This window comes from Arcicella sp. BE140 (genome assembly GCF_031456255.1).
GTDB classification, from domain to species: Bacteria; Bacteroidota; Bacteroidia; order Cytophagales; family Spirosomataceae; genus Arcicella; species Arcicella aquatica.
The window spans coordinates 59812-82062 of the sequence record NZ_JAVDUE010000001.1; the positions used below are offsets into that span (position 1 = coordinate 59812).

Here is a 22251-nt window from a genome sequence, read left to right on the forward strand (position 1 = left end):
AATGGGAATTAAGAGTTTTGAGTTATTTTTAGCTTTAAGTAATGAGCCGTGAGCTTTGAGCAACAAAATTTTTAGTCATGACCTTTTTAGGTTTTATCCCAAAGATAATTGAATGATTAACAGCTCATTGCTCAAAGCTGATAGCTCAAGGCTAACAGCTTATTGACAGCCCACGCCGTTGACAAAAATCACCGTTCCACGCTGTTCGTAAGTAGCGTTTATGGATTTACAGATTAAATCAAGCTGGCTGTGCAATGGAATTTCATTCAAATCGGCCGTGAATACACATTTGTTTAACTCATGATTTTCAATGACAAATTCAATTTGATATGCTTCTTTTAAGCGATTGAGTACTTCTGTTAAGGGGGTTTCGTCAAAAATAAAATCTAACGTAGTGGCTGGCGTGTTTACAATGATGGGGTTTTCAACCAGACTAGGAATTATTTTTTTTGTTTCTTTATCAAAAGTGATTTTTTGATTAGGCGTCAAAATTACCCCGTTTTTATGAGTGCCTGTTTTTTCTGAATTTTCATAAACAGAAACCCTTCCCGTTACCACCAACACCTCAATCGCTTTTGAATCGTCGTAAGATTTAATGGTGAAACTTGTTCCAAGTACTTCTGTAACCAAATCGCGGGTATGCACAATGAATGGTTTTGATGGATTTCGCTTTACCTTAAAAAAAGCTTCTCCTTTCAAATACACATTGCGGTTTTTATCATTAAAGTGTTCTGGATAACTAATACTACTAGCGGCTTTCAATACAATTTCGCTGCCGTCTTCTAGTTTAATTTTTTGAGATTTAGAGGAGGTGTTTTTTACTTCAATTACGCCTAAGTTGCTATCTATACTTTCGGTAAATGAGCTTGTATAAGCAGTAGTTTTCTGATAATAGAATAGTCCGAAAATGCCAATCATCAATGAAGCAGCAATGGCAATTGCTGTCCATTTAAAGCGAACAGAAATTACTTTGTTAGGAAACAAACTATGCTGGATTCTTTCCCAAAGGTGGTGTTCAATATTATTTTTTTCAGAAGGGCTTAATCTCAGTTCGCTATGTTTCAACATATTGTCGGACCATTCCTTTATCATCGCCTCTTCTTCAGTCGTGCAATCTCCGTCAAGGTATTTTTCTAATAATTTATCGAAATCGTATTGGTTCATCTTTCGTGAATTTTTCTGCAAGTATGGAGTTGATTTATCAAATGCTAGGCGTTGAATCGAGTTTAATATGCTTTAAAAGTGAATGTTTAGTTATCTGAATGATACACCTTTAAATTCTCTCTTAGTACTTTTAGCGATTTAGTGATATGATATTCTACGGCTTTTTCGCTGAGGTCTAAGCGTAGTGCGATGTCTTTTACCGATTGGTTTTCAAATCGACTCATCTTAAATACTTCACAGGTTTTTTCTGGTAATTTCTTTAAGGCTTCATCCACTGCTTTTGATAAATCTGCAAAATGTACAATTTCTTCAGTTGAGAAAGACTGCTGTATTTCGTGAAAAATAATATACTCTTGAAACTTCCTATTAGTGATTTGCGACTTGATATAGTTAGTCGTTAGATGCTTGATAGCTACTACCAAATAAGCACTCAAGAATCGAATGTTTAAATGCTCTCTTTTTAGCCAAAGACTTTCAAACAAGTCGTGTACAAGCTCTTCAGCTTCCTCTTTTGTGCCAGTTTCGTGATAGGCAACACCAAAAAGTTTGTACCAATAACGATGGTAGATTTCCTCAAAGGCCTTTTTGTCGTCCCTTTTCAGAAAGTCTATCAGTTGTTCGTCACTTAGTTGAGAATGCTTCATGTGATTGTTCCGGAATCGATATTTGATGTATAGTCAAACAAGTCGCTAAAATCCCTAAATGATTTTAAAAAATATTTTTAAAATACAATTTAAGGTGCTTTGCTGTCCTGCTTACACTCAGAAAAGGGTAGAATGTGCATTTCTACGCGATATTTTTATGAATAATACATAATTCACTCAATTTTAAATTTTGAAACATGAAAAAGTTATTCATTTTACTTTTATTAAGTATCGTATTTGTCGAATTTAGCTATGGGCAAATTGATAAAAAAGCCACTAACGAAACCAAAGCCTTATACCAAAGTTTAGCAAAAATTTCCAAGAAAAATATTCTTTTTGGGCATCAACATGCCACTGAGTACGGACATGGATGGTTTGGTGACGAAAACCGTTCGGATGTGAAATCTGTAACAGGGTCACATCCAGCTGTCATTGGTGTAGATTTAAGTGGATTGTCAGGTAGACCTTCAGCACAAATTGCTAAAACGGCTCAGTTATTAAGAAAAAATGTAGTGGATACCTATCATCGCGGTGGAATAACTACGGTAGCTTGGCATTTTTCTAATCCTGTATCCAAAGGTGGTTTTTATTGGAACGACTCTGTTTCGGTAGCTTCTATCACATTGATAAAGCCTGGTGGGTCGCATCATGAAGCCTATAAAGAAATCTTGAAGACAATAGCTGATTTTGCTAAATCGGTAAAAGGGCAGGATGGCACGTTAGCACCTATGATTTTCAGACCTTATCATGAATTTGACGGAGATTGGTTTTGGTGGGGGAAATCTCATTGTTCTCGTGAAGACTTTATATCTGTTTGGCAATTTACGGTTACTTATCTGCGTGATAGTCTGGATGTTCATAATTTCATTTATGCCTTTTCACCCGACTGTAAATTTCATACAGAAAAAGAATTTCTAGACCGTTACCCTGGTGATGCATGGGTAGATATGGTAGGAATGGACAACTATGCCGACTTTGGTAGAAATGGCAAGTATGATATTCAAACGGGCGTGAAAAAGCTGAAAATTGTAGCTGATTATGCCAAAAAGGTCAATAAATTGGCTGCTTTTACTGAAACAGGGTTAGAGTCCATTCCTAATCCTACTTGGTGGACAGAGACGTTATTAAAGGCATTGAAATCTGAAAAGATGAATTTAGCCTATGTATTAGTTTGGCGGAATGATGCCAGAAGTCCAACGCATTTTTATGCACCATTTCCAGAACAAGTAAGTGTGCCTGACTTTCTGAAATTTTATAATGACCCTTACACACTTTTTGAAAATGATTTAAAAGATGTGTATGGCAAAAAGCACTGATTGATAAGTGAATAATCTATGTAAAGTAGATTACGTTGTATTGAAGATTAAAGAGATGTAGATTAATATTTCAAATCTCAATGACAAATCACAACTCATCACTCACAATTCACAACCCTTAATTTTATATTACCATTCTCTCATATATTCAATTTATTCACTATGAAAATCTATATTACTTTTTGTCTACTATGTTGTAGTTATTTTGGCTTTTCGCAAAATACTCCAGTCGGAATTTTTCATAATCATGGCGACGTTGGGAAGCCTAAGATTGCAGGTTCAGCACGTTATGATGAAGTCACACAGACTTATTATGTCAAGGGAGCAGGTTATAATATTTGGTTCAATCGAGATGAATTTCAATACTTATACCAAAAGCTAAAAGGTGATTTTGTATTGACCGCTAATTTTGAATTCATCGGTGATAAAGGCAACAATCACCGTAAATACGGTTGGATGATTCGGGAATCTGCGGATGAGTCTGCTGCTCATGTCAGTGCAGTATCGCATGGAGATGGCTTGACAGTAATGCAATGGAGAGTATTGCGTGGGGCTTATATGCGTGACCCTGAAGATGAAATCTTTTTTACAAAGAAAGGCTTTGAAGTGGTGCAGTTAGAAAGAGTAGGAAAGAAAATTACGATGAGAGTAGCGCATCAAGGGGAACCTTTGCAAACGGTTGGTTCGTACACCTCAGAAATGAAAGATGCTGTTTTAGCTGGATTGTATGTTTGTTCGCATGATTCACTAGCGATTGATGAAGCTAAAATATGGAACGTTCGCATTGATAAGCCAGTCTATAATGCATCAAAAACAGAGAAAATACAGTCATTACCAACCCGTTTAACAAATGTGAATATCACCAATGGCTTATGTAAAAATCTTTCAGCATCAGAAGTCAATACCGTAACGGGTAAAGTAATTAATGAAACCAAAGTAGGAGCGAAACTTCAATATTCTTCTGTACTTAGCAAAGGCAATTCACAAATCTGGCGAATGAAAGCTGATGGCTCAGAAAAAGAGCAAGTAACCTTTGACGAGTATCAGAATACTGCTCCAAGTATTTCGCCAGATGGTAAATGGCTAGCCTTTATTTCTTTTCCGAATGATACCGAAAATACTAATCAATATAAGCAAGCCATGGTCAGAATCATTCCTTTAACGGGTGGGATTGGGCCAAAGGTTATTGCTCATTTTTATGGAAATCAAAGTACAAGTAATTCGCTTATTTGGTCGACAGATAGTAAGTCTTTAAATTTTACAAATAGTATTTCTAATTAATAGAACCCAATTTTATGAATATGAAAAAACAATCTTACTTGATAGCAATTACATTGATGTTGTTGCTTAACATCACAGATACCTTTGCCCAAAAGAAAAAGCCTTTATTTAATTTTCCATTTGGAGTACAGGCTTATACTTTCCGTAAGCATTTCCCTGTTTCTGTCGAAAATACGTTGGATAAAATACAAGCAATGGGCATAACCGAACTAGAAAGTAGTGGAGCGAAGGGGTTGACTAATATAGAATATAAAAAGCTCTGCAATGACAGAGGTATCAGTATTCCTTCGGCGGGGTGTAGTTATGAACAATTAGAGAAAAGTCCGCAGGAAGTTGTGGATAATGCCAAGGCACTGGGAGCTAAGTTTGTCATGTGTGCTTGGATTCCTCATAAAGGCAATGAATTTACTATTGAAGATGTTAAAAAAGCAGTGGAGGTTTTCAATAATGCTGGAAAAGTGTTGAAAGAAAACGGACTAACTTTCTGTTATCACGATCACGGCTATGAATTCAGACCTTACGAGGGAGGTACACTGTTCGATTATATGGTAAAGAATACCAATCCCGCCTATGTATCTTTTGAAATGGATGTTTTATGGACGCTCCACGGTGGGGCCAATCCAGAAGTATTATTACAAAAATATGGCTCACGTTGGAAGTTGATGCACGTAAAAGATTTGAAAAAAGGGGTGATAGGTGATTCTTCAGGACATACTCCTGCAGAAAACGATGTCGTATTAGGAACAGGAGAAGCCAACTGGCCAGCCATCTTAAAAATAGCTAAAAAAATTGGCATCAAGCATTACTTTATCGAAGATGAAAGCGAACATGAATTAGAAAATGTGCCTTTGAGTATTCAGTATTTGAAAGGACTTTAATAATAAAATATCAGTCGCTCGCTTGAAGCGAGTGACTGATATTATCATCATAGCTTATCTTACTCTTTGTCTTATTTCTGCTAAGGTTTGGTCTATTAAAAGCTCGCCATCTCTAAATACTTCTTTCAATGCTCCTTGTTTTTCAGTTTCCCAATCTACTTGGTCAATAAGTTTATAAGTGCCATCTTCTAATTCGATTTTCATCAGTCCTTTCGCAGATTTTTTGGTGCCATCATCTGTAATAGGGTCTTTGAAAATCTCTCTTCCTTCGTCATTAACTTCACCATAAGTAGCTTTCATCGCAAACCCGAAAGTATCTCGTGTATTATACTGATAGGTGTATGACCCAATCCCTAAAACTACATTAGTAGAGGCAAAACCCTTAGCTTTGAGTCGTTCACAAATTTGTGTTGCTCGGTCAATAGTTATACTGTCTCCATAAATAGCACCAATCTGTGGAATAAGCTCTTTATATCCTTTGTCGTTTATTTGTCCCCCAAAAGTATCCCATAGCAGTTCTATAACGCCTTTTCTTTCGTGTTCGTTTTTGCCATTTGGGTTTCCACATATAATATCAACAGGGTCTCCGCTATCTGGTCTTACAACCACTTTTCCTGCTCTACTTGATATTTCATTTTTTAATGCGGGCAAATATTCTGTTAATACTTTCCATAAATCCCAAGTATCTGAAACAATAGAAACAATACCTTGAGGATAAATATCACAAATCAATCGTTTAAAAGTTGCTAATTCCCCTTCAGTTGTTCCCATGCACATCACAGAATGTTCTGTTGCAGCAACTGAACCTCCTATTAATTCATTATCTGAATCTGCATTATAATATTTTTCTAAAAAGTCAACCGCTGGAATTGTATCAGTTCCTGTAAAACTTAATAAGTGCCCGCTTGCAGAAGAAACACCCGCTTCAATTCCAGCCATGCCACGCATTGAAAAATCATGCCCTTGCCAATCTACAAACTCTGGAATAGAAGATGTTTCGTTTGCATATTTATCCAATATTTTGCGATATTGTTTGGCAATGGTGGCAGAAGTACAAGGCATCCAAATGACAGCAGAAAGGAGCGTTTCAAAATAATTTGTTAGCCAAAAGAATTCAGGTTTGGTGTTATACATGGTGAACATGGGTACTCTGATAGGTACGCTTACGCCTTCAGGTAAGGCTTTGATTACCATTGGGATATACCCTAAATCGTGTAAATCCTCAATGTGTTTAGTACCAACTTGATTCTCGCCTAAATAATTATTAATTCTACGACTGTATTCTTTGATAACTTTCTCTTTAGGTTGTTTGAAAAAGTAGGTTTCAAAATCTTCTAAGATATATTTTTTTATGAAGTACTGTAGCCCGAAAAATACAACTTCATCAATACCTTGGATTCTACTTTTACGGGGTGTCCAGTTTGAATAAACTAAAGTTGTTCCTGTTGGATATTGTCTGCGATGGTCAACTTTATAGCCATCTGTCAATAATAAAGGATTCATAATTTTAAATGTTTTCTGTTAAATATTTCAATTCATTGTACACCTGAGACAGACCTGCTCTGTCATCTAAGTATGCATTTGCATAAATTTTCTTGCTTTTCAATTGATGAAATGGTGGATTTTCATTGATAGCATCAAATGGAATTTCATTTTGGTTAAGGTAATTGCTTACAAATACCATATCTTCTTGACCAGTCCAACAAATCAAATAGCAATTGATTGATTTTAACTTTTTGAGTAAAGCAATAACATCATTGTAAAGTCTTCCTTTATTATGAAAATCATAAACTGTATCATCAAAATCAAAGGCTATTACTAACGACTTATATGCTCTGTATTCATCAAGTAATCTACTCAATGAGTTTTTGGGATTAAGATAATAGTCCATTGTCTAAATTTATTTGTGTTAAACAAGTATGACTTAACTCTTTAAAAGAATTTGTAGTGAAGATATGGGTAAAATGTTTTTCCAATTCTTCAAATCCTTTACTGAAAATACCGTGACTTACTGCCAAATAAAGCTTGCCAGCATTTTTCTTTTTTAGTTCACTCGCCAACCCAATAAACGTTCTGCCACCGTCGCAAATATCATCAACAATTAAGCAATCGCTTCCACCTAAATCCTCAGCATAGACTTTAAATCCTGTTAATTTACCTGTCTGTATATCTCTACTTTTACTGCATTCTACTACTTCAAGGCCATCTAAAAATTCAGAAACTTTATAAATTTTCTTTAATGCTCCACCATCAGGAGAAACCAATTTTACATCTTTTCCAATTTTATCAATTACCTGTTTAATAAAATTATGATTTGAAATAGCTACGCAGTTATTCAATAATGCTGGTGTGACGTCTGAATGTACATCTAGTACAATTACCTTTTTGAAGCCTAAATTATTGATGATGTCAGCATATACTTTAACAGATAAAGGCTCGCCTTTTGTCATTACCCTGTCTTGTCTTGCTGAGGGAAAATACGGTATGATTAATTTAGTAATAGCGATGTCCATTCGCTTTAAAGCATCCACTGCCAAGCAAAGCAATCCTACATCATTGAATGAATTTAATCGATGGGTAATAACTACTTCTTTTTGAGTATCTAAATCTGTTTTGATTTTAATGTGAGGTTCTCCGCCTGAAAATGTAAAACTTTCAAATTGTATTTCTTCGCCATCTAATGGTTTGAAATTACTGTCTAGATTGAGTATCATAATTTTATATTTGCGTATATTTTACACAAATATAGGGCTTAAAAATTGAAATCAAATATATTTGCGTAATTTTTACGCAAAATTAATTTCAAATAGGAATCCTTCGTTTGTTAACTTGTTGTATTTGAGTTTGTTAAACTTGAATAACTTGGCAGGTCTTCCACTTTTTTTAGGAGAAAATTTTTCAGTTTCTTCAATAATACCAAAGCTTAATATTTTTTTTCTGAAATTCCTTCTATCTATTTCCTTTTCTAAGATGGTGCAGTACAAGTTTTCTAAATCTGAGAAAAGGAATTCTTTGGGAAGTAAGTCAAAGCCTATTGGCTGATAAGTAAGTTTGTTTTTTAATCGCTGATGAGCCGTCTGTAAGATTTCTTCGTGGTCGAAGGCTAAGGGGGGGAGTTCTTTTATTGGAAACCATTTTGCATCTTCTGCATCAGTATCGGCTTTTAAAATAAGCTTGCTAGAGTTCACTAAAGCGAAATATGCTACCGAAATGACTCTAAATCTTGGGTCTCTGTCTAGTTTGTCTCCAAAAGTGAAAAGTTGTTCTAAATAATTTACTTTGATACCTGCTTCTTCTTGTAGCTCTCTGTTTACGGCATTATTTAGTGTTTCATTGTCTTGTACGAATCCCCCAACCAATGCCCATTGGTTTTTTAAAATACCGTATTTTTGTTTTACCAGCAGGACATTGAGGCTGTTTTCTGTATAGCCAAAAACGATTGCATCTACTGCTATTTTAATATGCTGTTCAAGCTCCATTTATATCTATGCGTAAAGTGTACGCAAATCTACATATTATTTCCTGAGCTAAATAGGTGTCTATTTAATACATTGGCTATATTAAAGGATTTTAAATCGACCTATTATTTATTTTTATGACTATATAATTATGCTGCATAGAAAAAAAAAATAGTTAGTTGAAAGAGTGCTTAAATGTTAATGGAGAAACTTTAGTCTTATTTTTAAATAGTTTGCTAAATGATTGTGGATATTCAAAACCTAGTTGATAAGCAATTTCACTAACGGATAAATTGGTAGTAGCCAGCATTTCCTTTGACTTTTCAATTAATTTATCATGAATATACTGCTGTGAACTTTGCCCTGTTAGTGAACGAAGCATATCGCTTAAATAGCGTGGAGAAACATTTAATTGTTCAGAAAAATATTGAACTGTTGGCAATCCTTTTATTAATGCCATCTCATTATAATATTCATTGAGGAGTTTTTCTAATTGATATAGGATGTCATTATTTACCATTTTTCGAGTGGTAAATTGTCTTTTATAAAATCGGTTGCTGTAATTCAACAATAATTCGATTTGTGAAATGACTATATCCTGACTAAAATCGTCAATACTCGATTGTAACTGATCTGCTATATTCTTGAAAACGGATATAATCGTTTGTTTTTCTTTATCTGAAAGGTGAAGCGCTTCATGAACAGCATAAGAAAAGAATCCATAAGTTTTAATGGTTTTTCCTAAGGTATGATTTCTGATAAAATCTGGATGAATAAGTAATGTGTATCCTAAATATTCAGTGTCATCGGTTGTTGCCAGTAATTGATTAGGTGAAGTGAAAACCAAACTTCCTTCATCAAAATCATAGTAATTCTGACCATATTTTATTGTCCCTTGTGGACTTGTTTTATAGGATATTTTATAAAAATTGAGCAAGAACGAGGTTTGTAGGTCTTCTTTGTTTACAGCTATTTCAGTATTATCTACCAGACTTATCAAAGGGTGCAAAGGCTTTGGTAAGCCAAGCACCCGATGTAGGTCGGATATTGAATTAAATCTATGCGGTATATTTTCACTGTTTTTCATGAGATGGATATTTTAATTGTCCAAAAACATTTGTTCCATAGATTTCATAAATTGTGTATCTCCTAATGCCAAACGCTGTGCATATAGTGCTTTAGCGTCCTCACCTGCTACATATCTTAATTTTTCTTTGCCATCGGTAGCTGCTTCATATACTACCGAAGCAATTTCGCTGGCAGGCGTAAAGTTATCTTCACTAAAACCAGCAAATAATTTTTCAACCCATTTATCATATGCAGGATGTGCCGACATATCAGCTGAACGACTCAGAAAATCTGTTTTTATACCACCAGGTGAAACGGTTTTTATGCCAATCCCAATTTTTTTTAGCTCGAAAGACATACTTTCGCTCCAACCCTCCAAAGCCCATTTTGTGGCATGATAAACCGAGCTAAATGGGAACGTAATCAGTCCGCCAATGGATGTAGTGGTGATAAAAAGTCCACTTTGTTTTTCCCTAAAATACGGAATAAATGCCTGTGTAACACGAATTACCCCTAATAAGTTAGTCTCTAACTGACGCACCAATTGTGTATCAGTAGTAGATTCTAAAGGACCCATTAATCCATAACCAGCATTATTAAATACAACATCAATATCGCCTAAATCAATCGCTTTTTGTACAGTTTCTTTTATTTGTACTAAATTAGTCACGTCTAATGGTAATAGTGTAATGTTGTCAATAAGATTTAATTCCGTTTCGTTTTCGGGCTTGCGCATTGTGGCAATTACCTTCCAGCCATTTGAGGCAAATAATTTTGCTGTTGCTTTTCCTAAACCAGTTGATGCCCCTGTAATGAATATTGTTTTCATGTTTTTGTATTTAAAATTTGATATACAAAATTCATCAACTACAGCTTCTTGTCTGTATCCAAATTAGCAAATGTTGTATCCAAAAATGCAGTAAATCAAAAAACAATTTAATAACTACAAATTTCTATGGCTACTTTTTCAAGTACCATTGCTTGAATAGTGATAATACTTGTGTTTAACGGAAAAACGCTTGTCAAAAATAAAATAGATATTTTATTTTTGACAAGCGTTTTAAGAGTGGTAACTCGCTAGAAGCGAGCTACTGCGATAGTAAACACGAATTGGAAAATATAACTTTGAGTATTCGCTATTTAAAGAGGTTGTAGATATTGCATTAACAGTTAGTGACGAAAAATTATCTATCGTGTGGATACTATCATACTTCCTGTTATATATATATTGTTATTGTGGTCACATATCGCAAAGAACAATTCTAATTCAAAACTATCCTCATACCAATAAGTCTTAATCTTGAAAAATGAGTCTTTGAGAGGGAATAAATCGTTCCAATTTTTATAGAGTTCATCTGCAAAAGGTCTTAATGCACTGTTTTTATTTTTTAATTGACATTCAACAATTAGCCTTTGATTGTTCCCAGAAGTCTTTTTAGCAAATTTGATGCTCTCAATCTGCTTCATCTTATCCATCAAGCTTTTTATATCAATCATGGTTTTATTGATACTTTTAAAATCAAATGGTTTATAGTTTTCGGGAAGTTGACTTTGAAAACTTTCAAAATCCCAATAGTTGAAATCAGGTCTAATTACTTTGGTTATTTGTCCTTTTCCAACTATGATTGAACCTTCTCTAATTTCAAATATTTGTCCTTTAAAAAACTGACCAATATGAAAGTGTGGACTTAAAGTCTGTAAATAAACTTTCACAGTTTCACCCATATAGCAGACCTCTTTGTCTATAAATTCTTGAGGCGCATCCCAATTTTGATTGTTGTAATAGAGCTGTCCACGATACCCACTATAGACCGGTTTATAACGACCGCCTTCCTCGGTTGTTAAGTAATAAATTTCGGCTTCAAGTTCTGGATTTTGTAGTTTCGAGTTTTGACTAATAATCATAATATTCGTCTTTGAGGCTTATTTTTCTACCAGAGAGGTCTGAAATATACCTATATAACAAATTATAAAATGTTTTTAATCTGTTTTCATTAGTGTATAGAAAAATAGATATTTAGTGAAAACAGTAGTGTTAAGTAAAGTCATCTTGAAAATAATAAAGAATGCAAAGGTCCTCTTTGCGATTGTCCTACAACAAAAAATCCTCATATCAACGATATGGGGATTTTGTTGGTATATAAATCAATCCTTTACAGTCTACAATCCTTTACCAGTAGCTGCCCAGTAAATACCTCCATAGATATGGTCTAAGAAAGTTTGGTCAGAAAACGTTAATGGAATGTGTCCTAAAGCAGTGTAGAATGCTCTACCGCCATCGTAGTTATGATACCAAGAAATCGGATGGAATTTACCCATTCCTTTTCCTTCGTTTGTTCCCCATTTTGCATAAGGGTCGTAAGATTTTTCATCCACTGAAACCAAGTAATGTAAATCTGTTGATTTTAGGTCGCCAAATTCATACCATTCGTCAGTCCAAAGCAATTTTTTAGGGAAACGTTCCATCCCTGGGAAGTTGCTATCTTCAACTTTCAAATAGGCAGTTTGTTGTGCAGGGTGAATTTTGAACATCATCCCCACCATTTTAGTATACCAAGCCCAGTCGTATTCAGTATCTGACGCAGCATGAATACCCACGTAGCCTTTGCCCGAACGAATGAATTTCTCGAAAGCAGCTTGTTGCTCATCATTTAGAATATCACCAGTTGTATTTAAAAATATCACAGCACTAAAGCCAGCTAAGTCTTTATCATTGAACACTGTTGCATTTTCTTGCCAAACTACCGTGAAGTTATTACGAGCCGCTAATTGACGAATAGCGGTTACTCCTTCATGAATTGATTCATGATGAAAACCCGCAGTCTTGGTATACAACAATACTTTAAATTGTTGGGCGAAAGTTGTGCTAGTAAACGATAAAGCCAACAAAAACATCAGCGTACTTTTAAGGAGATTATTTTTCATTTTTCTTGAATTTTGTTATGAATTAAATTGGAATACTGTTACCATAATTGGTGAACCAATGGTTTGATACTTTGTTGATATACCTGATTAATGCTTGAAATTTCTTCAGCTGTCAAAGCTGGAATATTGAAAACATCTAAATTAGATAATACTTGTTCTGGACGAGATGCTCCCGGAATGACCGTACTTACAGCATCATGTTGCAAAATCCAACGCAAGGCGATAGGTGCTAAATTAGGATGTGCTGGAAATAGCGCTTTTAATTCAGCCACAGCGGCTAGACCTGTTTCGTAATCAATCCCAGAAAATGTTTCACCTTTATCGAAATGTTCGCCATTACGGTTAAAGTTACGGTGGTCTCCTTCTGTAAAAGTGGATGTTTTTGAGAACTTACCTGTTAGCAAGCCACTGGCTAAAGGTACTCTTACAATCACACCAATGTCTTTTTTCTTGGCTTGTTCAAAAAACAATGCTGCTGGACGCTGACGAAAAACATTGAAAATAATTTGTACGCTCGTTACGTTATCATATTCAATCCCTTTTAAGGCTTCTTCTACTTTCTCGACACTTATTCCCAAGTTTAATATTTTCCCTTCGTCCTTTAATCTATCAAACAATTCAAAAATCTCTGGACGATAATATACTTCTGTGGGTGGACAGTGTAACTGAATCAAATCTAGGGTTTCTAAGCCCATATTTGTTAAACTATCTTCCACAAATTTGCGAAGTACCGCTGGTTGGTATGACTCATTGATGTGTGGATTCAATTGTCTTCCGCATTTTGTAGCGACAAAAAGTCTTTCTGAACGACTTTTTACAAATCTACCAACGGCTTTCTCGCTTTCTCCGTTGCCATATACATCGGCAGTATCAATAAAATTAATACCAGCATCTACGGCAGTATTAAGGATTTTATCAGCTGTTTCATGGCTAAAATCATCACCCCATTTACCACCTACTTGCCATGTACCTAAGCTGATTTCTGAAATCTCGAAACCTGTTTTACCTAACTTTCTATATTGCATTTTTTTGAATATTATTTTTGCTTTTCTCTTCTTGGACCTATAGCATCATATACAATTACATGATCCCAGAGGTGCGAGTATTCCTCTACGAATTTCAAGTGAATAGGGTGTTTTTGGTAGATTTCTTCTTCCTCTAAATTATCAAAGAAACATAACCAAGATACGGCATAGCCTTTTTCTATTACGCTTCTGTTAGTACTTGCTGGTGTTCCGATGTGTACAAACCTGATAGTTGGTACTTTCGTTAATGCATTCAATCCTTCGATTAATTTAGCAGTATCGGCCTCATTGTTTGCATTTTTTAAGTAAAAGTACACATGATGAACAAATAGTTCTTTTGAAGCCTTAGCCTCAGTAGTATTCACCATTGCTAAACCCGCACCAGCAGTTAGTGCAGTGTTTTTAACAAAATTACGTCTGGAAAGATTTTTCATAGTTGGCTTTTTTAGCTGATAGCTTTGAGCCTTGAGCTTTCAGCTTTTATGTTTAGTAAATGTTATTTGTTAGTGTTTTAAAAGCAACGAGCCTTGAGTTTTTTCTATTGAGCGAATTATGGCATAAAAAAACTCATAGCTCAAGGCTCAAAGCTCACATCTCATAGCTTACTTTAAAATCTCTTCAATCAAACTTAGCTCATCATGACTAAAAGTTTTGTTTTTTAAACAATCTAGCGAGTCTAGTAATTGTGAAACCCTACTTGCACCAATCAGTACTGAAGTAACTCTGGCATCTTTCAATAACCAAGCGAGTGCCATTTGTGCCAAAGTCTGACCACGTTGTAAAGCAATGTCGTTTAATTGCTCTAATTTTGCCACTACCTCTGGGGTAACATGGCTAGTTTGCAAGAAACCATGCGGTTTAGATGCCCTAGAATCACTAGGAATACCCTTTAAATATTTGTCAGTCAAAAGCCCTTGTGCTAATGGTGAGAAAGGAATACACCCCACACCTTCGCGACCGAGTACATCTAGCAAACCACCTTCAACCCAACGTTCAAACATAGAATATTTTGGTTGATGGATTAAACATGGTGTTCCTAATCGGTTCAAGATGGCAATAGCCTTTTCAGCTTCTGGAGCTTGATAGTTTGAAATACCCACGTATAAGGCTTTACCTTGTCTGACGATTAAATCCAAGGCTGCCATTGTTTCTTCTAAAGGCGTATCAGGGTCTGGGCGATGATGATAAAAAATATCAACATAGTCTAGTCCCATGCGTTTTAAGCTTTGGTCTAAGCTTGACACCAAGTATTTTTTTGAACCCCATTCTCCATAAGGGCCAGGCCACATCAAATAACCCGCTTTGGTTGAAATTACTAATTCGTCACGGTATTGAGCGAAATCTTTTTTCATAATGACACCAAAATTCTCTTCCGCCGACCCCGGAGGAGGCCCATAGTTATTAGCTAAATCGAAATGTGTAATACCATTATCAAAAGCAGTTTGTAAAATAGCTCGGTAATTTTCAAATACATCGACACCACCGAAATTGTGCCACAAGCCTAATGAAATAGCGGGTAATTTTAAACCACTGTTACCACAACGGCGATACTCCATTGGGCGGGTTCCTGATTGATCGTAACGAGTAGGGTTTGCTAGGTAAGTCATTTAGTGAGTTCAGAAATTTTTTAGAATAGTTAATAAATCGAGTGAAATGATTCCTCAGGATTTTTAAAAACCTGTATGTTTTTTACGCTACTTAAAACTAAAATGAATATATTTTTAAGCTATACAAATGTAATATAATTCCTTATGTAGATTGATAGGTTTTGTCCTTGTTCGGAGACTTTAAGACAGAATTTCTGCAAAGTTATTTAAAACAATCTTGTTGAGTAAAAATAGTTAAATGGTAAAAATGCAAATTCTCTTGAAATAAATTACCGATTTTTCATTTAGCGAAATTTCGCTAAATGAAAAATCGGTAATTTTGTAAAAAATATTTTCTCTGGAATCTGAAAACTTTTGCAAAATAAAACCTAATGATTTTAACTATTTAAAGAATTATCTTTTGAAACTAAAGGTTCATTCAGAAAATAATAATTGGTTTAAGTATTTATTACTAAAATATTATTTGGTGTTTCCTTGGAATTAAGAAATTAACTCCTGTATATTTGTTAAGTAAACAAAGAAACAATAGCGAAAATTCGCTAGAAAAAATTCTAAGAAAAGATGTTAAACCAATTTATCAATATCGTCCTAGTGGTAATTCTACTCTCCCAATCGGTGTGAGACGGTTTGATATTTTCTAATATACCAAGACCTTTCTCACACCGGAGAAAGGTCTTTTGTTTAAAAGGATTTTGATTCTTAGAAAAATGTAATAAAAGTAGATAAAGTACAAATACTGTTTGCTGAAAAATAATCTTAAATAACCATTGAAGGATATAGTACAATCGCTAGATTCTGATTCAAAACATTTCAATTCAAGATGTCACAAGAACTAAACAAATTTTCCAGAACCCTTACGCAAGAAGTTACCAACCCAGCAGCAAAAGCAATGTTATACGGCATTGGCTTAACGAAAGAAGACATGCAGAAAGCCCAAATTGGTATCGCCAGCACGGGTTATGAAGGCAATACTTGTAATATGCACCTTAACGGTTTGTCGGTACATGTGAAAAAAGGAATTCAGGAAAATGACATGGTGGGTTTGATTTTCCATACAATTGGGGTTTCTGATGGAATGACAAACGGTAATAATGGAATGTCTTATTCCCTACCTTCTCGTGATTTAATTGCCGATTCAATCGAAAACGTAGTGGGAGCACAGTGGTACGACGGCGTAATTGCGGTAGTAGGTTGTGATAAAAATATGCCGGGTGCTATGATGGCAATCGCTCGCTTGAACCGCCCAGCGATGTTGGTATATGGTGGAACGATTCGTTCTGGTGAATACAAAGGACAAAAATTAGACATCGTTTCTGCTTTTGAAGCATTAGGAAAGAAATTCGCAGGTAATATTTCGGATGAAGACTACGAAGGGGTAATCAGAAATGCCATTCCTGGGGCTGGTGCTTGTGGCGGTATGTACACTGCTAATACGATGGCTTCTTCAATGGAAGCAATGGGCTTAACCTTACCAAATTCTTCATCATATCCTGCAACACATGAGGGTAAAAAAGCAGAGTGTTTGGCTATTGGTGCAGCCATGAAAAACTTGTTAGAGAAAAACATTTGTCCACGTGATATCATGACACGCAAAGCATTTGAAAATGCTATGACAGTGGTAATGGCAATGGGTGGTTCTACTAATGCTGTCCTTCACTATTTGGCGATTGCTCGTGCTGCTGAAGTTGATTTTACGTTAAAAGATATTCAAGATATTTCAGACCGTACGCCATTGCTTGCTGATTTAAAGCCATCAGGTAAATACTACATGGAAGATATGTTGGCTATTGGTGGTGTGCCAGCAGTAATGAAATATTTATTGCAAGAAGGTTTATTACACGGAGATTGCTTGACAATTACGGGTAAAACTATTGCAGAAAACTTGGCTGAAGTACCAGAAATTAATTTTGATACTCAAAAAATTATTAAGCCTATCACTGAGGCAATCAAAGCGACTGGTCACTTACAAATTTTATATGGCAACTTGGCAACAGATGGTGCTGTAGCAAAAATTACAGGAAAAGAAGGAGAGAAATTTGAAGGTGTTGCCAAAGTATGTGAATGTGAAGAGGAAGTTATTGAATTCTTGGAAAAAGGAGAAATAAAAGAAGGGCAAGTAATTGTAATTCGTAACGAAGGGCCAAAAGGAGGACCAGGTATGCCAGAAATGTTGAAGCCAACTTCGGCAGTAATGGGTGCTGGTTTAGGCAACAAAGTAGCGATGATTACGGATGGTCGTTTCTCAGGTGGAACCCACGGTTTTGTAGTTGGACACATCACACCAGAAGCACAAATAGGTGGAAATATTGCCTTGGTGAAAGATGGAGATTTAATCACAATTGATGCCGTAAATAATATCCTTCATGTACATGTTTCTGATGAAGAATTAGCAGAGAGACGTAAAGAATGGAAACCAACACCATCACCATTCAGACAAGGAGTATTACGCAAATATGTTAAAAACGTATCAACAGCAAGTGAAGGCTGTGTGACGGATTTGTAAGAGCCCTTATAAAATGATTGGTTTATCAATGAAACAAAACCACAATCTGACATTTATTCATTACAAATAAAGAAATTTAACCATGGAAAACTCACAAACCATGACCGTAGAGGAAAAGAAAGCTGAACCTGCTAAGTTTTTGACAGGTGCACAGGCAATCATGCAATGCTTGGTTGAAAATAATGTTAAAACCATATTTGGTTATCCGGGTGGCGCTATCATGCCAACGTATGATGCCCTCTATGATTATCAAGATAGAATCAAACATATCCTAGTCCGTCATGAACAAGGTGCTGGTCATGCTGCACAAGGTTATGCACGTATGACTGGCCGTGCGGGCGTTGCTATGGTAACGTCTGGACCTGGAGCAACCAACTTAATGACGCCTATTGCAGATGCTTTGCTAGACTCAACACCAATGGTTTGTTTAGTAGGTCAGGTTAAGGCAAATTTATTGGGTACTGATGCTTTCCAAGAGTGTGATATCATCGGGATGTCGATGCCAGTAACCAAATGGAATTATCAGATTACTGACCCTAACGAAATTCCTGCGGCAATGGCGAAAGCTTTTTATATTGCTGAATCTGGTCGTCCAGGGCCTGTTTTATTAGATATTACTCGTACAGCTCAGGCAGATATGATGACGATTCCTTTTGAGTACAAACCTTGTACTGAAATCGTTAGCTATCGCCCAAGACTTACACCTAAACAAGACCAAGTAGAAGCAGCTGCAAAATTGATTAACGCCGCTCAGAAGCCTTATATCTTTGCAGGTCATGGTATTATCATTGCCAATGCTCAAGAAGAATTTGATGCTTTTGTACGTAAAACAGATATTCCTGTAGCTACTACGCTTTTAGGGATGTCGGCAATACCAACAAATCATCCAAATTATATAGGTTGGTTGGGTATGCACGGAAATTATGGCGCTAACGTATTAACAGACGAAGCCGATTTAGTGATTGCCATTGGTATGCGTTTTGATGACCGTGTAACGGGCGATTTAGCCAAGTTTATCAAACAAGCTAAAGTAGTTCATATTGATATCGACCCTGCCGAAATCAATAAAAATGTGTTTGCTGATGCTCCTGTCATTGGTGATGCTAAGCAAACATTGAAAGCATTGTTGCCTTTAGTAAAAGAACGCAAGCATGAGGCTTGGAAAGCTGAATTTAAAAAATACGACGAAGAAGAATTTGAGAAAATAACGAAACGTGATGTATTCCATGAGGGTGATAAAATCAGAATGGGAGAAGCCGTTACGATGCTTTCTGCAAAAACTAAAGGAGATGCTGTAACCGTGACGGATGTTGGTCAACATCAGATGGTAACAAATCGTTACTATCAATACAATACTTGGAATTCGTTAGTTACTTCGGGTGGAGCTGGTACAATGGGCTTTGCTTTACCTGCCGCTTTTGGAGCTAAAGTAGGAGCACCCGACCGTGAAGTAATTGCTATTATAGGTGATGGTGGTTTCCAGATGACCCTTCAAGAATTAGGAACTATTGCACAAAGTGGCTTGCCTGTTAAGATTATTATCCTGAATAATAATTTCTTAGGAATGGTTCGCCAATGGCAACAGTTGTTTTTTGACAAACGCTATTCTTTTGTAGAATTACAAAACCCTGACTTTATCACGATTGCCAAAGGTTTTGGTATCGCTGGACATACCGTGAGTGATAGAGCCAACTTGTCAGAATCTTTAGATGTGCTATTAGCTTCTGATAAACCTTATTTATTAGAAATCGTTTGTGAAAAAGAAGAAAACGTTTTCCCAATGGTGCCAGCAGGAGCAAGTGTTTCAGCGATTAGATTAGAATAAATTTATGGAGTGAATGAATCGTGATTGAGTGATTTCTCATCAGTCAATTACTTCTTTTCAAATACCTCTTAGATGTTTATTCTATTAGCTAAAATCTAAATTTAGAACTTTAAAATGACAACATACACATTATCCGTTTTCACAACCAATACCGTTGGTTTGTTGAATCGAATTACCATTATTTTTACAAGGAGAAGGTTAAATATTGAATCTTTAAATGTTTGCGAAACTGAACGTAAAGGTGTTTCAAGGTTCACGATTGTGATTCGTCATGAAAGCCGTGAGGCTGTTGAAAAGTTAGTACGTCAAATTCGTAAAGTTGTTGATGTATTAGCCGTTTTTGGTTATCTAGACCATGAAATTGTATTCAACGAAATCGCACTTTTTAAATTGGCAACACCACTAGGCGGTTCTCCTTTGAATATCAAGGAAATAAACCTTGATTGGAATGCAAAAGTAGTTCACTGGGGACTAGATTATGTTGTGATTGAAAAGAATGGTACAGAAACTGAAATACTAGAGTTTTATCAATACATGAAAAACTGGGAAATACTAGAATACCTGAAGTCTGGAAGAGTAGCGGTAGGTAAAACCGAAAAAGGGTTAGTAGAATATTTACCCGAACATGATTGGGAAATCGTTTAGTATTACAAATGCAATTTTATCATTAGGGAGGAAATTAATTCCCTCCCTAATGATAAATGATTTTAGAAGGTCAAAATATAATCAACAAAAAATTAAAACTGTCTTGGTTTTAGCTTTTGTGCCAACATTCCTACTATCTCGTTTATTCTTTTCGCTCTAGTTTCGGTTCGTTTAGCCAGTACAATCCATTGTAAGATACCTTTCTTTACCGACTTGCTTAAACTCAAGAAATAATCCATTGAATCCGGATTAGCTTTGAGTGCCTCTTCCAAATCTGGTGGAATGCTTAAGGCTTCTACTTCATCTAGTATTATCCATGAACCATTTTGTTTAGCAAGTTCAATGCTTTCATGACCAGCCTGTGTCATCAGTCCTTTTTCAATAAGCAGTAAAACCTTCTCTTTATTAACTTTTGACCAAGTACTGTTCGCTTTTCTTTTGCTGAAAAGCTGTACAAACTTCTCATCGTTTACGGTATTCCTTGTACTATCAATCCAGCCGAAACAAAGGGCTTCTTCCACGGCTTCGCTCCAAGAAAGCGTTGGCATATTAGTCTTTTTTTTATAGCAAACAAGCCAAATAGACTGTTTTAAGCGATGATTTTCAATTAGCCATTCTCTCCATTCTTGGCGATTTGTAGGGTAAAAAGTTTCTAAATCCTTGTTTTGCATCAGTCCTTCATTATTTCATGATGAATAGAATACTATTTGTTATCAAAATACCTACTAAATGATATGAGCCACTAATGATTCCATAGAGTATTGGCCGAGGAATATTTGGATTGATAGCTATATTAAACGTGTTGGCAACCAAGTAACCAATGCCAGTAAGTAATGAAAATTCAAACATCTGTGCCCATGTGGATATATTCAGTACATACATTAATATGGCACTTACAATTGTAACCACTAATGTGCAAATTGCAGGGCCAATAATAAAAATGGGTTTGTTGGGTAAAGTTTCGTTTTCTCTTCCCAAAGATATTTTGTACTGTTTACTGAATAGTAAAGTGAACCACAAAGCACCCTCAAAACAATATAGCACAAAAGCTATTAAGACACTCATCCAATTTAGATTTGCTAGTTGATTGATCATAAAATTATTTTTTTAAGTTTATGATGCAAAGCTAAAGGAGGGTAATGACAGCCCTATGTCAGGGGTAAAAACAAATTAATGATACTTATCAAAATATTCTTGTAAGGTCATTTCATGGGGAGTAAACTGCTCGGTAAGCACCTCTAGTTTTTTGATTCTATCAAGCCGAAAAAAACGAAACTCATTCCGCAAATGGCACCATGCTACTAATAACCAATTCTCTTGTGTACTTAATAAGGCAAATGGTTCAATCAGTCTGCTTGTAACGTTTTCTGCTTCGTTGATATATTCAATCCTTGTCAGATAAAAATTTGTTAGAGCAAATTGTAACACTGATATATTATTACTGTTTCTTTCATTGTTGATGTTTTGAATAAATCGGGTGCGTTCTGCCAATAGGTTTGCTTTGTCTTTTATACTATGTCCTAATACAGCCTTAATTTTGTCGATAGCTTCTGTGTAGTCTTTAATAAAAGAGGCATCCTTGTTTTTTAATACCAACTGTTCAGCCAAAATTAAAGCATTGGCTTGGCTTTCTGTAAACATTACAGGAGGAATTTTATATCCTTCCATTAACGTATAGCCCTTTCCTTCTTCCGTTAGAATTGGTACTCCTGCTTGCTCCAAAGCCCTGACGTCTCTATAAATAGTCCTGATACTCACCGAAAATTTGTTTGCTAATTCTCTAGCCGTCAAAAGGCGTTTCGTTTGCAATTGTGTCAAAATTGCAGTTAAGCGTGAAAGCCGTTTTGTGTCGTTATCGTTCATTATTCAAATTTTCAAAATCGTTATTAGGATTCACAGTGTCCTTGAATGG

22 protein-coding genes are annotated in these 22251 nt (G+C 35.7%); 6 read left to right on the forward strand and 16 right to left on the reverse strand.

The window, feature by feature from the left end; translation table 11 throughout:
- Positions 1-159: 159 nt before the first annotated feature.
- Both J2Y60_RS00210 and J2Y60_RS00215 read right to left on the reverse strand, forming a co-directional pair.
- Entirely contained in the window at positions 160-1164 is a 1005-nt protein-coding gene (locus tag J2Y60_RS00210; protein ID WP_309912991.1) for a FecR family protein, read from the reverse strand.
- Positions 1165-1250: 86 nt separating this feature from the next.
- Positions 1251-1808 carry a sigma-70 family RNA polymerase sigma factor gene (locus J2Y60_RS00215; protein WP_309912988.1) on the reverse strand — a complete coding sequence of 186 codons (558 nt, stop codon included), beginning with the start codon at positions 1806-1808 and terminating at the stop codon, positions 1251-1253.
- Between the two features lie 197 nt (positions 1809-2005).
- Between J2Y60_RS00215 and J2Y60_RS00220 the strand changes: the two genes are divergently transcribed.
- The 3 genes from J2Y60_RS00220 to J2Y60_RS00230 all read left to right on the forward strand — a co-directional run bounded on the left by J2Y60_RS00220 (position 2006) and on the right by J2Y60_RS00230 (position 5283).
- The gene (locus J2Y60_RS00220; RefSeq protein ID WP_309912984.1) at positions 2006-3124 is read left to right on the forward strand and encodes a glycosyl hydrolase; all 1119 of its coding nucleotides are present in this window, start codon (positions 2006-2008) and stop codon (positions 3122-3124) included.
- A 162-nt stretch (positions 3125-3286) separates the two neighbouring features.
- On the forward strand, positions 3287-4405 hold the full coding sequence (locus J2Y60_RS00225) for a hypothetical protein (protein ID WP_309912981.1): 1119 nt from the start codon (positions 3287-3289) through the stop codon (positions 4403-4405).
- A 20-nt stretch (positions 4406-4425) separates the two neighbouring features.
- A complete protein-coding gene (locus J2Y60_RS00230; RefSeq protein ID WP_309912978.1) occupies positions 4426-5283 on the forward strand; it encodes a sugar phosphate isomerase/epimerase in 858 nt (285 codons plus the stop codon).
- 54 nt (positions 5284-5337) lie between these two features.
- On the opposite strand, the gene J2Y60_RS00235 is transcribed toward J2Y60_RS00230, so the two are convergent.
- The 11 genes from J2Y60_RS00235 to mgrA all read right to left on the reverse strand — a co-directional run bounded on the left by J2Y60_RS00235 (position 5338) and on the right by mgrA (position 15366).
- A complete protein-coding gene (locus J2Y60_RS00235; protein ID WP_309912975.1) occupies positions 5338-6786 on the reverse strand; it encodes a nicotinate phosphoribosyltransferase in 1449 nt (482 codons plus the stop codon).
- Between the two features lie 4 nt (positions 6787-6790).
- Positions 6791-7174 carry a hypothetical protein gene (locus J2Y60_RS00240; RefSeq protein ID WP_309912972.1) on the reverse strand — a complete coding sequence of 128 codons (384 nt, stop codon included), beginning with the start codon at positions 7172-7174 and terminating at the stop codon, positions 6791-6793.
- A complete protein-coding gene (gene prs, locus J2Y60_RS00245; RefSeq protein WP_309912970.1) occupies positions 7158-7997 on the reverse strand; it encodes a ribose-phosphate diphosphokinase in 840 nt (279 codons plus the stop codon). The genes J2Y60_RS00240 and prs overlap by 17 nt, the downstream gene beginning before the upstream one ends.
- A gap of 72 nt (positions 7998-8069) precedes the next feature.
- Positions 8070-8762: an NrtR DNA-binding winged helix domain-containing protein gene (locus J2Y60_RS00250; protein ID WP_309912967.1), complete on the reverse strand. Its 693-nt coding sequence runs from the start codon at positions 8760-8762 to the stop codon at positions 8070-8072.
- 154 nt (positions 8763-8916) lie between these two features.
- On the reverse strand, positions 8917-9828 hold the full coding sequence (locus J2Y60_RS00255; protein WP_309912964.1) for a helix-turn-helix transcriptional regulator: 912 nt from the start codon (positions 9826-9828) through the stop codon (positions 8917-8919).
- Between the two features lie 12 nt (positions 9829-9840).
- The gene (locus J2Y60_RS00260) at positions 9841-10638 is read right to left on the reverse strand and encodes an SDR family oxidoreductase (RefSeq protein ID WP_309912961.1); all 798 of its coding nucleotides are present in this window, start codon (positions 10636-10638) and stop codon (positions 9841-9843) included.
- 359 nt (positions 10639-10997) lie between these two features.
- Entirely contained in the window at positions 10998-11714 is a 717-nt protein-coding gene (locus J2Y60_RS00265; RefSeq protein ID WP_309912958.1) for a hypothetical protein, read from the reverse strand.
- Positions 11715-11969: 255 nt separating this feature from the next.
- Positions 11970-12734 carry a ThuA domain-containing protein gene (locus J2Y60_RS00270; protein WP_309912956.1) on the reverse strand — a complete coding sequence of 255 codons (765 nt, stop codon included), beginning with the start codon at positions 12732-12734 and terminating at the stop codon, positions 11970-11972.
- Between the two features lie 38 nt (positions 12735-12772).
- A complete protein-coding gene (locus J2Y60_RS00275; RefSeq protein WP_309912954.1) occupies positions 12773-13759 on the reverse strand; it encodes an aldo/keto reductase in 987 nt (328 codons plus the stop codon).
- A gap of 11 nt (positions 13760-13770) precedes the next feature.
- Positions 13771-14193: a Dabb family protein gene (locus J2Y60_RS00280; protein WP_309912950.1), complete on the reverse strand. Its 423-nt coding sequence runs from the start codon at positions 14191-14193 to the stop codon at positions 13771-13773.
- A 168-nt stretch (positions 14194-14361) separates the two neighbouring features.
- Complete coding sequence (gene mgrA, locus J2Y60_RS00285; protein WP_309912947.1) at positions 14362-15366, reverse strand: L-glyceraldehyde 3-phosphate reductase; 1005 nt, start codon at positions 15364-15366, stop codon at positions 14362-14364.
- 820 nt (positions 15367-16186) lie between these two features.
- Here mgrA and ilvD point away from each other — a divergent pair.
- From ilvD to ilvN, 3 genes are all read left to right on the forward strand, one after another.
- Positions 16187-17869: a dihydroxy-acid dehydratase gene (gene ilvD / locus J2Y60_RS00290; RefSeq protein WP_309912943.1), complete on the forward strand. Its 1683-nt coding sequence runs from the start codon at positions 16187-16189 to the stop codon at positions 17867-17869.
- 82 nt (positions 17870-17951) lie between these two features.
- Positions 17952-19694 carry a biosynthetic-type acetolactate synthase large subunit gene (gene ilvB / locus J2Y60_RS00295; RefSeq protein WP_309912939.1) on the forward strand — a complete coding sequence of 581 codons (1743 nt, stop codon included), beginning with the start codon at positions 17952-17954 and terminating at the stop codon, positions 19692-19694.
- A gap of 114 nt (positions 19695-19808) precedes the next feature.
- The gene (ilvN, locus tag J2Y60_RS00300) at positions 19809-20339 is read left to right on the forward strand and encodes an acetolactate synthase small subunit (protein WP_309912936.1); all 531 of its coding nucleotides are present in this window, start codon (positions 19809-19811) and stop codon (positions 20337-20339) included.
- A gap of 92 nt (positions 20340-20431) precedes the next feature.
- Here the strand turns inward: ilvN and J2Y60_RS00305 are convergent, their stop codons facing one another.
- From J2Y60_RS00305 to J2Y60_RS00315, 3 genes are all read right to left on the reverse strand, one after another.
- On the reverse strand, positions 20432-21010 hold the full coding sequence (locus J2Y60_RS00305; RefSeq protein ID WP_309912933.1) for a YdeI/OmpD-associated family protein: 579 nt from the start codon (positions 21008-21010) through the stop codon (positions 20432-20434).
- A gap of 10 nt (positions 21011-21020) precedes the next feature.
- Entirely contained in the window at positions 21021-21434 is a 414-nt protein-coding gene (locus tag J2Y60_RS00310) for a DUF1761 domain-containing protein (protein ID WP_309912930.1), read from the reverse strand.
- A 75-nt stretch (positions 21435-21509) separates the two neighbouring features.
- Entirely contained in the window at positions 21510-22202 is a 693-nt protein-coding gene (locus J2Y60_RS00315; RefSeq protein WP_309912926.1) for a YafY family protein, read from the reverse strand.
- Positions 22203-22251 lie beyond the last annotated feature (49 nt).